The organism is Micromonospora sp. WMMA1996 (assembly GCF_002573675.1).
Lineage (GTDB): Bacteria > Actinomycetota > Actinomycetes > Mycobacteriales > Micromonosporaceae > Micromonospora > Micromonospora sediminicola.
This window is the reverse complement of sequence record NZ_PDHU01000004.1, coordinates 189,089-202,391: the sequence shown is the minus strand read 5'-3', so window position 1 is coordinate 202,391 and position 13,303 is coordinate 189,089. Positions and strand designations below refer to the sequence as shown.

13 protein-coding genes are annotated in these 13,303 nt (G+C 72.1%); 1 reads left to right on the top strand and 12 read right to left on the bottom strand.

What is annotated here, in order from left to right; translation table 11 throughout:
- Positions 1–25: 25 nt before the first annotated feature.
- A complete protein-coding gene (locus COO58_RS25195; protein ID WP_098747527.1) occupies positions 26–763 on the bottom strand; it encodes a hypothetical protein in 738 nt (245 codons plus the stop codon).
- A 162-nt stretch (positions 764–925) separates the two neighbouring features.
- On the opposite strand from COO58_RS25195, the gene COO58_RS25190 reads away from it, so the two are divergent.
- Positions 926–2,137, top strand: coding sequence for an arginine deiminase (locus tag COO58_RS25190; protein ID WP_091567945.1), 1,212 nt, complete (start codon positions 926–928; stop codon positions 2,135–2,137).
- 21 nt (positions 2,138–2,158) lie between these two features.
- Here the strand turns inward: COO58_RS25190 and COO58_RS25185 are convergent, their stop codons facing one another.
- The 11 genes from COO58_RS25185 to COO58_RS25135 all read right to left on the bottom strand — a co-directional run bounded on the left by COO58_RS25185 (position 2,159) and on the right by COO58_RS25135 (position 13,155).
- Positions 2,159–3,043, bottom strand: a complete 885-nt coding sequence (locus COO58_RS25185) for a DUF5926 family protein (protein ID WP_098747526.1) — start codon at positions 3,041–3,043, stop codon at positions 2,159–2,161.
- Positions 3,044–3,104: 61 nt separating this feature from the next.
- Positions 3,105–3,521: an ATP-binding protein gene (locus COO58_RS25180; protein ID WP_245666105.1), complete on the bottom strand. Its 417-nt coding sequence runs from the start codon at positions 3,519–3,521 to the stop codon at positions 3,105–3,107.
- Between the two features lie 64 nt (positions 3,522–3,585).
- On the bottom strand, positions 3,586–5,040 hold the full coding sequence (locus COO58_RS25175; protein ID WP_098747524.1) for an ATP-binding protein: 1,455 nt from the start codon (positions 5,038–5,040) through the stop codon (positions 3,586–3,588).
- Between the two features lie 76 nt (positions 5,041–5,116).
- Positions 5,117–5,908, bottom strand: a complete 792-nt coding sequence (locus COO58_RS25170; RefSeq protein WP_091567959.1) for a glycerophosphodiester phosphodiesterase family protein — start codon at positions 5,906–5,908, stop codon at positions 5,117–5,119.
- Between the two features lie 14 nt (positions 5,909–5,922).
- Positions 5,923–6,258 (bottom strand): rhodanese-like domain-containing protein, encoded by a 336-nt coding sequence (locus COO58_RS25165; RefSeq protein WP_091567965.1) that lies wholly within the window; start codon positions 6,256–6,258, stop codon positions 5,923–5,925.
- Positions 6,259–6,286: 28 nt separating this feature from the next.
- The gene (locus tag COO58_RS25160; RefSeq protein WP_255292773.1) at positions 6,287–7,204 is read right to left on the bottom strand and encodes an LCP family protein; all 918 of its coding nucleotides are present in this window, start codon (positions 7,202–7,204) and stop codon (positions 6,287–6,289) included.
- A gap of 184 nt (positions 7,205–7,388) precedes the next feature.
- On the bottom strand, positions 7,389–8,603 hold the full coding sequence (locus COO58_RS25155) for an LCP family protein (RefSeq protein WP_098747522.1): 1,215 nt from the start codon (positions 8,601–8,603) through the stop codon (positions 7,389–7,391).
- Positions 8,604–8,777: 174 nt separating this feature from the next.
- The gene (locus COO58_RS25150; protein WP_091567977.1) at positions 8,778–10,010 is read right to left on the bottom strand and encodes an LCP family protein; all 1,233 of its coding nucleotides are present in this window, start codon (positions 10,008–10,010) and stop codon (positions 8,778–8,780) included.
- Positions 10,011–10,084: 74 nt separating this feature from the next.
- The gene (locus COO58_RS25145; RefSeq protein ID WP_091567981.1) at positions 10,085–11,065 is read right to left on the bottom strand and encodes an NAD-dependent epimerase/dehydratase family protein; all 981 of its coding nucleotides are present in this window, start codon (positions 11,063–11,065) and stop codon (positions 10,085–10,087) included.
- 70 nt (positions 11,066–11,135) lie between these two features.
- Positions 11,136–12,809, bottom strand: a complete 1,674-nt coding sequence (locus COO58_RS25140; RefSeq protein ID WP_098747521.1) for a cation acetate symporter — start codon at positions 12,807–12,809, stop codon at positions 11,136–11,138.
- Positions 12,787–13,155: a DUF485 domain-containing protein gene (locus tag COO58_RS25135; RefSeq protein ID WP_091567991.1), complete on the bottom strand. Its 369-nt coding sequence runs from the start codon at positions 13,153–13,155 to the stop codon at positions 12,787–12,789. The genes COO58_RS25140 and COO58_RS25135 overlap by 23 nt, the downstream gene beginning before the upstream one ends.
- Between the last annotated feature and the right edge of the window lie 148 nt (positions 13,156–13,303).

Sequence of the window (13,303 nt, the reverse complement as noted above, 5' to 3'; positions counted from 1 at the left end):
GGACCGCGTGGCGTCGTCGGAGACGTTACCGGCGGGCGGCCCGCTTGTCAGCGGCCGTTCGGCCCTCGTCATACCACCGGTAGTCGGCCGATGGACGGTACGTGCCGTTGAGCCACGTCGACGGCGCCTGGGCGACCCGGGACAGCTTCTCGGCGGTGGCCGGGCTGATCCGGTTGCCGGCGGCCACGAGCAGCCGGTCCAGCTCCCGGTGGGTGGCCATGAGGCAGTCCTTCGGCAGGCCGTAGACGCTGATCACCCCGGAGCCGACGAACGTCAGCACCGGGGTGACCGGGATCGGCAGGCCGACCGCGTCGGAGAGCGCCTTGCTGGCCCGCTTGGCGTCGCGGCGCGCCTCCGCCACATAGGGCGGACGCTTGCCGTTGATCTGCACCACGTCGCCGGCGACGAGGACGCGGGCCCGGCCGTGGTCGGCGATGGTGACCGCGAAGAGCCCGCTCGGCCCGATCGCGAGGAACCCGGCCCGGTCGTCGTGGCCGTGGTCGAAGAGGGCGTCGGCGGGATCCGTCCGGGGCCACTCGATCACGTGCCACGCGGGGCCGAGGTGGTCGAGCTGCCCCAGGGCGCGGGCCCCGGCCGCTTCCAACCGGCGGGCACCTCGCTCGGCCAGACGGCGGCGCGCCCACTCCAGGGGTGTGGGTCGGGCCGGCTCGAGCACCGACGTGGCCTCGACCCGGGGATGCGGCACCGAGCGGGGCGGCAGTGCCCGGCTCGGTACGGCTCGACGAGCGGGAAAGACAGTCATCGCGACCTCCGGCAAAAGGTCTCTCGAAGTTATGTCTCCACTACCCTACGTTGCACCCCGGGGGGCTCGGCAAGTTGGAGCGCCGGAGTGAGTGCGGATGAATGCCATATTCATTCACACTTCTTTTCCGGATGGTGCGGAAGCCTGCCCTACGCTGCGAGGGTGACCCACTACGTGGACAGCGAAGTGGCCCGACTCGGCACGGTGCTGCTGCACCGCCCGGGACCGGAACTCGCCCGCCTCACCCCACGCAACAACGACAGTCTTCTGTTCGACGCTATCCCATGGGTGGGACGGGCGCAGGAGGAGCACGACGCCTTCGCGGCCGCCCTGCGCTCGCGCGGGGTGGAGGTGCTCTACCTGGCCGACCTGCTCGCTGAGACGCTCGCCGTGCCGGACGCCCGGGCCGAGCTGACCGAGCAGGTGCTGCGGTCCCGCCGGCTCGGCGACACCCTCCGCCGCCGGGTCGCCGACCACCTGGCCTACCTCGATCCGGCCGCCCTGGCCGACGTCTTCGTCGCCGGGCTCGCCCACGAGGAGCTGCGCGTCGGCGCCGACCGGCCCGGCGGTCTGGTCTGGACGCTGATGGACCGGCACGACTTCGTCATCGACCCGCTGCCGAACCTGTTGTTCACCCGCGACTCCTCGGTGTGGATCGGCGACCGGGTCGGGGTCACCAGCCTGGCCATGCCGGCGCGCCGGCGGGAGACCACGCTGACCGACGCGATCTACCGCCACCACCCGCGCTTCGTCGGCACCGAGTTCGTCTACCACCCGCGCCTGGAGCACCTGGAAGGCGGCGACGTGCTGCTGCTCGCTCCGGGCGTGCTCGCCGTCGGCGTCGGCGAGCGCACCACCCCGGCCGGCGCGGAGCGGCTGGCCCGGCAGGTGTTCGCCGCCGGGCTGGCGCACACCATCCTGGTGGTGCCGATCGCCCAGGAACGCGCCACCATGCACCTGGACACGGTCTGCACGATGGTCGACGTCGACGCGGTGCTGATGTATCCGAACATCGCCAGCGAGCTGTCCGCGTACACGGTCATCGCCGGCGCGGACGGCGACGAGCCGCGGGTCGACGGGCCGGCGCCGTTCCTGCGGGCCGCCGCCGACGCGATGGACCTGGACCAGCTCCGGGTGATCGACACCGGCCTGGACCCGGTCACCGCCGAGCGCGAGCAGTGGGACGACGGCAACAACACGCTCGCGCTCGCGCCGCGGCTCTGCGTCGGCTACGAACGCAACGTGGAGACGAACGCGCAGCTGGAACGGGCCGGCATCGAGGTGATCGCGATCGCCGGCTCGGAGCTGGGCTCCGGCCGGGGCGGCCCCCGCTGCATGTCCTGCCCACTGGTACGCGAGCCGCTGCGCGGGTGAGGCCGGCCCGGCCGGAGCCGCTCAGCGCAGCGTCAGCTGGCGACCGAGCAGGCCCTGCCGGGCGCGGCGGCCGGCCGCGTCCAGCGGCTCCCGCTCCGCCACCGCCTCGGCGTAGCGCTTGGCGAACTCGGCGACCGGCGCCTCCCACTCGGCGGCCGGCGTGTCCTCCGGCAGGTCCCAGACCGGCACCAGGCGGCCGTGCGCCCGGAACATGCCGGCGAACCGGGTGTCGTCGCCCAGCGGCAGCGAACCGGCCGCGGCCAGCCGGGACAGCGCGTCCAGCGCCGCGTCCTCGTCCTCCGGCAGCACCCAGCGCACGTGTGCCTTCTCGGTGACCTGGCACCAGTACGCGGCCCGGGCCGCCGCCAGCTTGACCGTCGGGTAGATCGCCGCGTTGGCCCGCTCCAGGGACGCCTGCACGTTCGGGTCGTCGGCGGCGCCCGGGTCCAGCCAGAACTCGAACCCGTCGTGCATGCTGATCTCCAGCGGGCCGTCCACCAGGACGTCCTGGAGGCGGGGGCCCGGCCCGGGCAGCGGCGGCACGCTCACCTGGCCGCCCGGCTCGGTGCGCAGCGCGCTGAGCAGCGCGTCGGCCAGGTCCCGGGAGACGTCGCCGGACTGCTGGTGCCGCTGCAGGCCGATGAAGACCCGCCCGTCCGGCTTGGTCATCGCCGGCGCGGCCATCGGCAGGACGGTGGCCAGGGTGACCGGGCGGTCGCCGTACTCCTCGACCAGCTCGGGGGTCAGCCGCAGCGGCGCGGACGCGGCCGGCACCAGCTCGCGGAGGGCGATCCACTCCGGCTCGTCGGCCAGACCCTCGAACGGTCGGGGCACGAAGACGTCGCGCACCTTCTCCCGCTTCGGGGTGGCATCTGCGGCCCGTTGGCTCTTTCGACGCTTGCTCACGGCCCCACAGCCTAGATGCCGACCCGGACCCGCCGGGGGCGGACCCGCGGGCCCGGCCGGCTCAGCCGGCGGCGACCAGGTCCGGTCGGTGCGATCCGGCCGGGTCGAACTCCGCCCAGACGCTCTGACCGAGGCCGTCCCGGTCGACGCCCCACCGGCTGGAGAGCCCGGAGACGATGTGCAGACCCCGCCCGTCGACCGCGTCCGGGGACGCGACCCGGATCCGGGGACCGGCGCCGGAGTCGCCGTCGGTCACCCGGAGCTGGACGCTCGGCCCCCGCTCGGTCGTCCGCAGCCGCCAGGCCACCCGCACCACCCCGCCGGGCAGCGGGTCGGCGTGCCGGACCGCGTTGCCGACCAGCTCGGCGAGGACCGCCACCAGGTCGGCCAGCAGGGCCGCAGGGACGAGGCCGGTCAGCTCGTCGGCGAGCCGGTGCCGGGCCAGGCGCGCACCGGTCGCGTGGTGGGGCACCACCACGCACCACGATCGTTCGGCCGAACCCGTCGACACGTCGTTCCTTCCACCCCCGTGGGCGCCCGGGTCAACCCCGGGGCAGCCGCACCTCCGCGACCGTACCTCCACCGGCCCTTGGTCGGAGGGATACCCATCCATTCTGCTGTTCAACGATCTGGCGGACGAGATAGAGCCCCAACCCGGCCCCCGGATAGCGCCGACGGTCGCCGGACTCCCCCTGCCAGAACCGGTCGAAGGCGCGTTCCACGTGCTCCGGCCGGATGCCGATGCCCCGGTCGGCGACCCGGAACGACACGGTCCGCTCGTTCGCCTCGGCCCGGATCTCGATCGGGGTGTCCGGCAGCGAGTACTTGCCCGCGTTGGTGCCCAGCTCGGTCAGCACGGTGCTCAGGCTGTGCCGGTCGCCGAGGGCCTTCGGCAGGTCGGCCGGCAGGTCGAGCACGACCCGGTGCCGGATGTCCGCCGGCAGGTCGGCGACCGCCGCCCGCAGCGCGTCGACCAGGTCGAACGGGGCGGTCGGCTCACCGCCGGAGCGGTGCTCGGTGGCGGCGGTCAGCAGTCGGTCGACCAGCCGGGCCAGCTCGTTGGCGCGCTGCCCGATGATCCGGGCGGCCTGCCGCCGGTCGTCGTCGCTGAGCGACTCCCAGTGGTCGGTGAGCGTGTCCGCGTACCCCTTGATCACGGTGACCGGGGTACGCAGCTCGTGGCTGGTCACCGCGACGAACAGGTCGCGGTCGTGGTCGCGCCGCTGCTGGTCGGTGATGTCCCGGAAGGTGACCACCCGCAGCGCGGTCGGGCCGGGCAGCTCGCCCGAGGTGATCCGCAGCCAGCGCCCGTCCGCCATCCGGTGGTCCAGCACCTGCCCGGGCGGGGGCAGCGGGAACGGCAGCGGCCGGCTCAGCGCCTCGTCCGCCGGCCGGCCGGTCACCTGTGCCGCCGCCGGGTTCCAGAGCCGGACGCGGTGGTCGCGGTCGACCACCGCCAGGCCGTCCGCGAGCGCCGCCACGACCGGACCGTCGCCGTGCACCGGCAGGCCGGTCTGGTCGCCGTACATGTGCGCGATGCAGGCGGCGACGTAGCCGACGACGGCGCGCTGCGAGGCGTCCAGCGGCGCGCCCGCCGGGTAGAGGGCGTGCAGGCTGCCGACGGTCAGCCCGCCGATCTCCGCGCGCGCCACGATCATCCGGCTCAGACCCCGGCCGGCCACCTCGTCGGCGAGCGCGCCGGGGATCGCGTCCACCCGGACCTCCCGCACCGGTGGGCCGGCCAGGAGGCAGACGGTGGCCGGGTCGGTGGCCGGCAGCGGGCGGCCGATCACGAACTCGGCGCTGCCGGTCGCGGCGATCACCCGACCGCCGGCCGGGGTGAACTCCACGAAGACCAGGCCCGCCGCGCCGACCGCGGGTTCGACCTCACGGAGCAGGCTGGTGAGCACGGCGAGGCCGGACTCGCCCGAGTTGATCATCTTGATCACGGACGTGTGACCGGCGATGAGGGCGGGGTAGTCGGTTCGCTCCGGCATGTCCCGAGTGTGCCGCGCCGTCCGCGCCGTGGACACCCCCGCCCGGGCGAGCGTCCGCCGGACGGATCGACGAGGTTCACCGGCCCAACCGGGCCAGGGTACGGGCGGGCCGGTCGGTGATCACCCCGTCCACGCCGGCGGCGAGCACGAGTTCCAGGTCCTCCGGCTCGTTCACGGTCCAGACGTAGACCGAGTTCCCGGCCGCCCGCAGCGCCGGGACCAGCTGCGGGCGGGCCCGCACCAGTTCCACCCCCGGCCCGGCGATCCGGCTGCCGAAGGGCAGCCGGCCCAGCCGCAGCCAGCGTGGCAGCACCTCCAGCAGCAGCACCGTGGGCAGCGCCGGGGCGAGTTCCCGGATCCGCCGCACGGCCAGCGGGGAGAACGACATCACGGTCACCTGGACCGGGTCGTCCGGGCCGGGCTCGGTGAGGCCGTGCCGGCGCAGCAGGGCGACCAGGCGACGCTCGACGTCGCCCCGGTGACGCGACGGGTGCTTGGTCTCGATCAGCATCCGGACCGGTCGCCCGGCGGACCGCACCGCGTCGAGCAGCCGTTCCAGCGTGAGCAGCCGGGTGTGCGACTCGTCGAGCGGCGCGGCGCCCTTGGCCACCGCCGCAGCGGGGTGCCAGGAGCCGAAGTCCAGCGCCTCCAGCTCGGCGAGCGTACGCGCGCTGACCAGCCCACGGCCGTTGCTGGTCCGGTCCAGCCGGCGGTCGTGCACGCAGACCAGGTGACCGTCGCGGGTCAGCCGGACGTCGCACTCCAGCCCGTCCGCACCCTCGTCGAGCGCCCGCAGGTAGGCGGCGAGGGTGTGTTCCGGCAGGTCGTACGAGGAGCCGCGATGGGCGAAGACCAGGGGGGCGGTCATGGCCGGGAGGTGCCTCAGGCGACCCGGCCCGGCTGTCCGTCGTCGGTGACCACCGGGCGGCCGGCGGCGGCCCAGTCACCCATCCCGCCCTCGACGTTGCGCACCTGGTCCCAACCGTTGCGGAGCAGGTAGCCGACGACCTGGCCGGAGCGCCCGCCGGAGCGGCAGATCACCGCCACCTCACGGTCGTCGGGGATCTCGGCGAGCCGGGCCGGCAGCTCGGTCATCGGCAGGTGATGGGCGGCCGGCGCGTGGCCGGCGGCCCACTCGTCGTCCTCACGGACGTCGAGCAGGTAGACGTCGTCGGGCACGGCCGACGCGGGGACGCTGGGAAGCTGGGCTCCGAACACGATTGCCAAGCCTAGCCGCCCGGACCGGTCAGAGTCGGGTGACCCAGCGGGAGTTGGCGCCGGCCCACTCCGGCACCCGCCGGTCGCGCAGCGCGGTGAAGAGCCCGCCGCCGCCGTTGTCCAGCACCACGTACGACACCTGGTCGATGGTCTGCGGGTAGGAGGGGACCCGGACGCCGCGCAGGGCGTCCGCGGGCAGGCCGCGGAGCGCGAACAGCAGCTCGTCCAGGGGTACGCCGTTGGTGTCCACGGTCAGCGCCCCGCCGACGGCGCGCAGCACCCGGTCCAGTTTCACCGGGTCGGTGCGCAGGTGCGTCTCGCCGGCCCGGTCGAGCACGGCCCGCAGCATCTGCTGCTGGTGCCGTTGCCGGTCGAAGTCGCCCCCGGGCAGGTCGTAGCGCTGCCGGACGTAGTCCAGCGTCCGGGCCCCGTCCATCTGCTGGCAGCCGACGTCGAACCGGGTCTTCGTGTGGATCGAGCGGACCGGCGTGTCCACGCACATGGTGATGCCGCCGAGCTGGTCGATCACCTGCTTGAAGCCGGAGAAGTCGATCAGCGCGGCGCCGTCGAAGCGGATCCCGGTGAGCCGGGTGAGGGTGGCGCTGAGCAGCCGGGCCCCGCCCTCGCCCCCGCCGCCGTGCTCGTACGCCGCGTTGACCTTGTCCTGGCCGCCCGGGAAGCCGGGCGCGGCCGGAACCGCGACCAGCAGGTCGCGCGGGACGGAGATCAGGTACGCCTGCCGCATCCCGGCCGGCACGTGCACGATCAGGATGCTGTCCGAGCGCTGGTCCTCCGGGTTCGCGCCGGGGCGGTGGTCGGAGCCGATCAGCAGGTAGTTGAGCGCCCCGTCCAGGTTCGTCCGCTTCTTGCGGGCGGTCGGGTCGAGCAGTTGCTCCTTGGCCACCGTGCGGTCGTACCGGTGGGTGAGCCAGTTCAGCCCGGCCACGCCGAGCGCGGCGAGCAGGACCAGGGCGAGCCCGGCGCCGAGCAGGAACCGGGGCCAGCGGGCCGGTCGGGCCGGCCCGCGTCGGTTCCGTGCTGGCCTGGACGTGACGATCCCCCCGTGGTCGCGACATGAGACCCGCTCACGTCAGGCTACGGGGGGATCGGCCGGCGGATGCCGGCTTCCGTCATTTACGGGTGGAGAGGACTGTCGGGTTGGCCACGATGAAGTCGGCCAGTTTGTCGTTCTTGACCGCCTGGAACATCTCCATGGTCGTCTCGTTGAACGTCTCCCGGCCGTTGCCGTTGCCGGCGAACGTCCCGCCGTTGGTGCGCAGGGTGACCAGGTCGTTGCCGCTCAGGTTCTTGAGCGTGAAGATGAAGTCGGCGATCGGCACGCCGCCGGTGTCCAGGACGAACGCCTTGCCGGCGGCCTTCATCAGCGAGTTCAGCTTGATCGGGTTGGTCAGCATGCCGCCCTCGGTGGCCTTCTTGGCCATCGCCTTGATCAGCTGCTGCTGGTTCTGCTGCCGGTCGTAGTCGCTGTTCGGCAGGCCGTAACGCTGGCGGGAGTAGTCGAGCGCCTCCCAGCCCTCCATCTCCCGGCAGCCCTTCTTGTGCACCACGGGCTTGTAGGGCTTGCCGGTCTTCTTCGCGTCCGCGTTCCACATCGGCTTGCCCTCGACCATCGACATGTGGTGGGAGGGAACCTCGTGGCTGACGCAGATCCGCACGGTGCCGAGCGCGTCGATGACGTTCTTGAACCCGCCGAAGTTGATGATCGCGGCGCCGTCGAAGCTGATCCCGGTCATGCCCTTGATGGTCTTGGCCATCAGCTGGGCGCCGCCCTCCCAGCCGCCGCCGTTCTGCGCGCCGTGGAAGAAGGCGGCGTTGATCTTGTCGGTGCCGCCCTTGTAGCCGCTGTCCTTGAACGCCGGAATGCGCGCCTCGGTGTCCCGCGGGATCGAGATCAGGTACGCCTGGTCGTGGCTGGCCGGGATGTGCAGGATGATGATCGTGTCCGACCGCACGTCGTCGGCCGCCCAGCGCGCCCGGGCGTCGACGCCGAGCAGCAGCATGTCGATCGGGCCCTCCAGGCTGGCGCCGCCCTCGGCCTCGCTCTTGCCCGCCTCGCCGAGCAGGTTGCGCTGGGCGATGTTGTTGGTCGCCTGGCCGATCACGGCCTTGCTGCCGACGATCGCGACCCCGCTGGTCACCATCAGAACGGCGCCGAGCACCAGGGTGAGCTTGGCCCAGAGCGGGTCCTTGCGCTTGGTGCGCTTCTTCTTCCCGCCACCGGGTCCGCGGCCACCCGGGCCGGGCTGGGTGGGGATGATCGGGGGGACCCGCCCGGATGATCCGGGCTCCAGTGAGTGCGGGCGGCGGCTGGTCTGGACCGACATGCGTGCTCCAGCTCGATGATCGGGGGCGGGACCACTGTACGTATCTGTTCCCGTTCTCGCGACCTCCTGAGGCGGCTATTCCCGTCAATACCGGCCGATCTCCCCGAGTTGTGGCCGAACGGGCGAGGGAGAGCGACCGGACGACGGTTGGCCGCTGTGGCGCCCACGGTGGGGTCAGTCGCCCGCGCTCTTCTGGTTGGCCCGCATCCACTCGGCCATCTTGTCCCCGACGATCGCCTGGTACATCGCCAGCGCCTTCTCCCGGTCGGAGACCACCACCGACTGGCCGTCAATGGTCTGGCCGCCCAGGTTGGGGCTGGTGACGAACGTCAGGTTCTCGCCGCGCAGGCTGCGGAACTGCACCGCCATGTCGGTCAACGAGAACCCCTGGTCGACCGTGACGGCGGCGGTGACCGCCTGGAGGAAGTCGTTCAGCTTCTTCGGGTTGCTCAGCGTCCCGGTGCTCGCCGCCTTGTCCATCAGCGCCTTGAGGAACTCCTGCTGGTGGCGCATCCGGGCGAAGTCGCCGTCGGGGAACTGCTTGCGCTGCCGGACCCAGTCCAGCGCCTCGGCGCCGTTCATGTGGTTCACGCCCTTGGTGAACGTCCGGTACGGCTTGTGGATCGAGGTGATCGTCCGCTCCACCTTGAGGTCGACCCCGCCCAGGGCGTCCGTGACGTCCTTGAAGCCGGCGAAGTCGATCGCCATGACGTGGTCGATCCGTACGTCGGTGAAGCACTCCACGGTCTTGACCGCGAGTGGGAGGCCGCCGAACGCGAACGCCGCGTTGATCTTGTTGCGCGATCCGGAGTCGCAGGTCGCGCCCGCGTTCTCCGGGATCGGCACGTACAGGTCGCGCGGAATGGAGACCAGGTAGGCGCTCTTGTGGTCGGCCGGGATGTGCATGACGATCACGGTGTCCGCGCGCCACTTGCCGGCGCCGTCGACCGGGGCGTCCGGGTCCCGGGAGTCGCTGCCCACGAGCAGGATGTTCAGCGCGCCGTCGACCTGCTTCGCCGGCCGCCCGCCGGTGATCTCGGAGAACGGGTCGGTGCGGGCCAGGTCGCCGTCGAGGTTGCGGGCGTAGAGCCAGGCGCCGACGCCGCCGAGCAGCGCCAGCACGAGCACCGCGATGCCGGCGACCAGGCCGATCCGGCCCCAACGCGGGCGGGGGCCGCGCCGACCCGGTCCGCCCGGTCCGCCACCGGATCCGCCAGGCCCGGTCGGTCCCACCGGGCCGCCGGGGCCGCCCGAGCGGGGCGCCTCGTCGGCTGAGGGGTACCAGCGGGCATCCGTGGCGCGGGCACGCGCGGTGGTGCCGCGGCCGGGGCCGGGAACCTGGGCGCGGCCCGCACCCCGGTTCAGGGGACGCGGGAGCGGGGCGCCGGCAGACGAGGTCGCTGACATGTAACCGAGGGTAGGTCGGCCCGGCCACCGTCGCCCTCAGGCGCGCACCGGTGTCAGCCGGCGGCCAGTCGGGTTCAGTACCCTAGCCGCCCGCGGAAGTACTCGATCGTGCGTCGGAGGCCGTCTTCGGGCGTCACGGTCGGCTCGTATCCCAGCAGCTCGCGGGCGAGAGTCAGATCGGGGCGGCGCATCTCCGGGTCGTCCGAGGCGCGAGTGATGTAGCTCACTTCCGACGTGCTTCCGGTGAGTGACACGATCGTCTCGGCGAGTTGCCGCATCGACATCTCGTGCTCGGTGCCGCAGTTGATCGGGCCGGTCTGCGTCGAGTCGAGCAGCAGCAGGATGCCGCGCACCAGATCATCGACGTAACAGATCGAGCGCGTCTGGTCACCGGTGCCGTGCACGGTGATCGGCTCGCCGCGCAGCGCCTGGGAGATGAAGGTCGGGATGGCGCGGCCGTCGTCCGGGCGCATCCGCGGGCCGTACGTGTTGAAGATCCGCACGATCGCGGTGTCGGTGCCCCGGCTGCGGTGGTAGGCCATGGTGGCCGCCTCGGAGAAGCGCTTCGCCTCGTCGTAGACGCTCCGGATGCCGATCGGGTTGACGTTGCCCCAGTACGTCTCGCGCTGCGGGTGCTCCTTCGGGTCCCCGTACGCCTCGGAGGTGGAGGCCATCAGGAACCGGGCGCCGTCGGCGGTGGCCCGCTCCAGCAGTGCCAGGGTGGCCACCGAGCCGACCCGGAGGATCTCCACCGGCAGCTTCTCGAAGTCGGTGGGGCTGGCCGGCGACGCCATGTGCAGGATCGCGTCGAACCGCTCGGCCACCGCCGGGTGGTCGGTCGGCAGGCCGTCCGAGATGTCCGCCTCGACCAGCGTGAAGGTCGGCTCCTCCAGCAGGTGGACCAGGTTGTCCTTGGAGCCGGTGACGAAGTTGTCCAGCACCACCACCGTGCAGCCGCGCTCGACGAGCCGGTCGACCAGGTGGGACGGGACGAAACCGGCGCCGCCGGTGACGAGGATGCGGTGTCCGGCACCGAAGCGGGGAGCGACCTTCATGCCGGCCAGCCTATACAGGTGAGGAGGGGCCCCCGCCCATGACGGGGGCCCCTCCTGTCCACCGTGTCGATCAGTGCGCGCCGGCACCGGTCAGCGAGCGCACCTCCAGTTCGGCGTACTTGTCGTCGTCGCTCTCCTTGGACAGGATCGTGCCGAGCCAGCCGCACAGGAAGCCGATCGGGATCGAGATGATGCCCGGGTTCGACAGCGGGAACCAGTGCCAGTCGTGGTCCGGGAACATCGCCGTCGGCGCCCCGGAGACGACCGGGGAGAAGAACACCAGCAGCACCGCGGAGACGAGGCCGCCGTAGATCGCCCAGACCGCGCCCGAGGTGTTGAACCGCTTCCAGAACAGGCTGTAGAGGATCGCCGGCAGGTTGCCGGAGGCGGCGACCGCGAACGCGAGCGCGACCAGGAACGCCACGTTCAGGCTCTGCGCGAAGATCGACAGGACGATCGAGACCGCGCCGATCACCAGCGCGGAAACCCGGGCGACGGTCACCTCCTGCCGCTCCGACGCCTGCCCGTTCTTGATGACGTTGGCGTAGAAGTCGTGCGCCAGGCTGGACGACGACGCCAGGGTCAGTCCGGCGACCACGGCGAGGATCGTGGCGAACGCGACCGCTGCGATGATCGCCAGCAGTGTCGCGCCGCCCAGGCTCCCGCCGAGGAAGTCCACGCCCAGCGCCTCGGCGAGCTGCGGCGCGGCCGTGTTGCCGGCCTTGTCCTGCGCGGTGATCGCCTGGCCGCCGACGATGGCCGCCGCGCCGAAGCCGAGGGCCAGCGTGAGCAGGTAGAAGCTGCCGATGATGCCGATCGCCCAGAGCACGCTCTTGCGGGCCGCCCGCGCCGTCGGCACGGTGTAGAAGCGGATCAGGATGTGCGGCAGGCCGGCCGTGCCGAGCACCAGCGCGATGCCCAGCGAGAGCAGGTCCATCTTGCTGTAGAACGTCTTCAGCGCGTCGCCCGGTGTCTCCACGCCGTAGCGCAACCCGGGTTCGAGGAAGGCCGCTCCCTTCCCCGAGGCGTCGGCCGCGTCGCCGAGCAGCGAGGACAGGTTGAACTTGTACTTGGCGAGCACCAGCAGGGTCATCACCAGCGCGCCGCTCATCAGCAGGAACGCCTTGACGATCTGCACGTAGGTGGTGCCCTTCATGCCGCCCACCGTGACGTAGATGATCATCAGGGCGCCGACCAGGATGATGGTGGCGACCTTCGCGGTGTCCGCGTCCATGCCGAGGAACGTGGTGCCGGGCTTGATGCCGAGCAGCAGGGCCACCAGCGCGCCGGCGCCGACCATCTGGGCCAGCAGGTAGAAGATCGACACGGTGATGGTGGAGACCGCCGCCGCCGTCCGGACCGGCCGTTGCCGCATCCGGAACGCCAGGACGTCGGCCATCGTGTACCGGCCGGAGTTGCGCAGCAGCTCGGCCACGAGCAGCAGCGCCACCAGCCAGGCGACCAGGAAGCCGATCGAGTAGAGGAAGCCGTCGTACCCGTAGAGGGCGATGATGCCGGCGATGCCCAGGAAGGACGCCGCGGACATGTAGTCGCCGCCGATCGCCATGCCGTTCTGGAAACCGGAGAAGGACCGGCCGCCGGCGTAGAAGTCGGTGGCGGTCTTGGTCTGCCGGCTGGCCCAGACGGTGATCGCGAGCGTGATCGCCACGAACACCAGGAACAGCGTGATGGTGAGGTTCCGGGCGGTGGTGCTGCCCGCCTCAGCCGCGAGGACCGTGTTCATGGGTCACCTCCCCCATCTCGGCCCGGATCCGGTCGGCGACCGGGTCGATCCGCCGGTTGGCGAACCGCGAGTAGAGCCAGGCGATGACGAACGTCGAGACGAACTGGAGCAGGCCGAAGATGAGGGCGACGTTGATGTTGCCGATCACCTTCGTCCCCATGAATCCCCGCGCGTACGCGGAGAGGATGACGTAGAGCGCGTACCACAGGAAGAACGCGACGGTCATCGGGAAGATGAAGCCGCGCAGCGCGCGCCGCAACCCGGCGAACTCGTCCGACCGTTGGACGGCGAGGTACCGGTCCGCCGTCGACTCGGAGGGTGCGGACGCGGGTGTGTCCGTGGACATCTGTGGATCACCACCTTCGCAGGCGTGGGGAATTTCCGCGCACGCTAGAGAGCGCGCTCCCCACCCCGGAAGGCCCGGCCGACCCCCGGCAGACGCCTGCGCCGAACGGCACCCCCGCTGCGCCGAGTGACCCACATCACTCCGCTAA

Coding starts and splice junctions, on each gene's coding strand:
- COO58_RS25155 (WP_098747522.1), bottom strand. CDS start 8,603: ATGTCGGTCCAGACCAGCCGCCGCCCGCACTCACTGGAGCCCGGATCA.
- COO58_RS25145 (WP_091567981.1), bottom strand. CDS start 11,065: ATGAAGGTCGCTCCCCGCTTCGGTGCCGGACACCGCATCCTCGTCACC.
- COO58_RS25150 (WP_091567977.1), bottom strand. CDS start 10,010: ATGTCAGCGACCTCGTCTGCCGGCGCCCCGCTCCCGCGTCCCCTGAAC.
- COO58_RS25195 (WP_098747527.1), bottom strand. CDS start 763: ATGACTGTCTTTCCCGCTCGTCGAGCCGTACCGAGCCGGGCACTGCCG.
- COO58_RS25140 (WP_098747521.1), bottom strand. CDS start 12,809: ATGAACACGGTCCTCGCGGCTGAGGCGGGCAGCACCACCGCCCGGAAC.
- COO58_RS25135 (WP_091567991.1), bottom strand. CDS start 13,155: ATGTCCACGGACACACCCGCGTCCGCACCCTCCGAGTCGACGGCGGAC.
- COO58_RS25175 (WP_098747524.1), bottom strand. CDS start 5,040: ATGCCGGAGCGAACCGACTACCCCGCCCTCATCGCCGGTCACACGTCC.
- COO58_RS25170 (WP_091567959.1), bottom strand. CDS start 5,908: ATGACCGCCCCCCTGGTCTTCGCCCATCGCGGCTCCTCGTACGACCTG.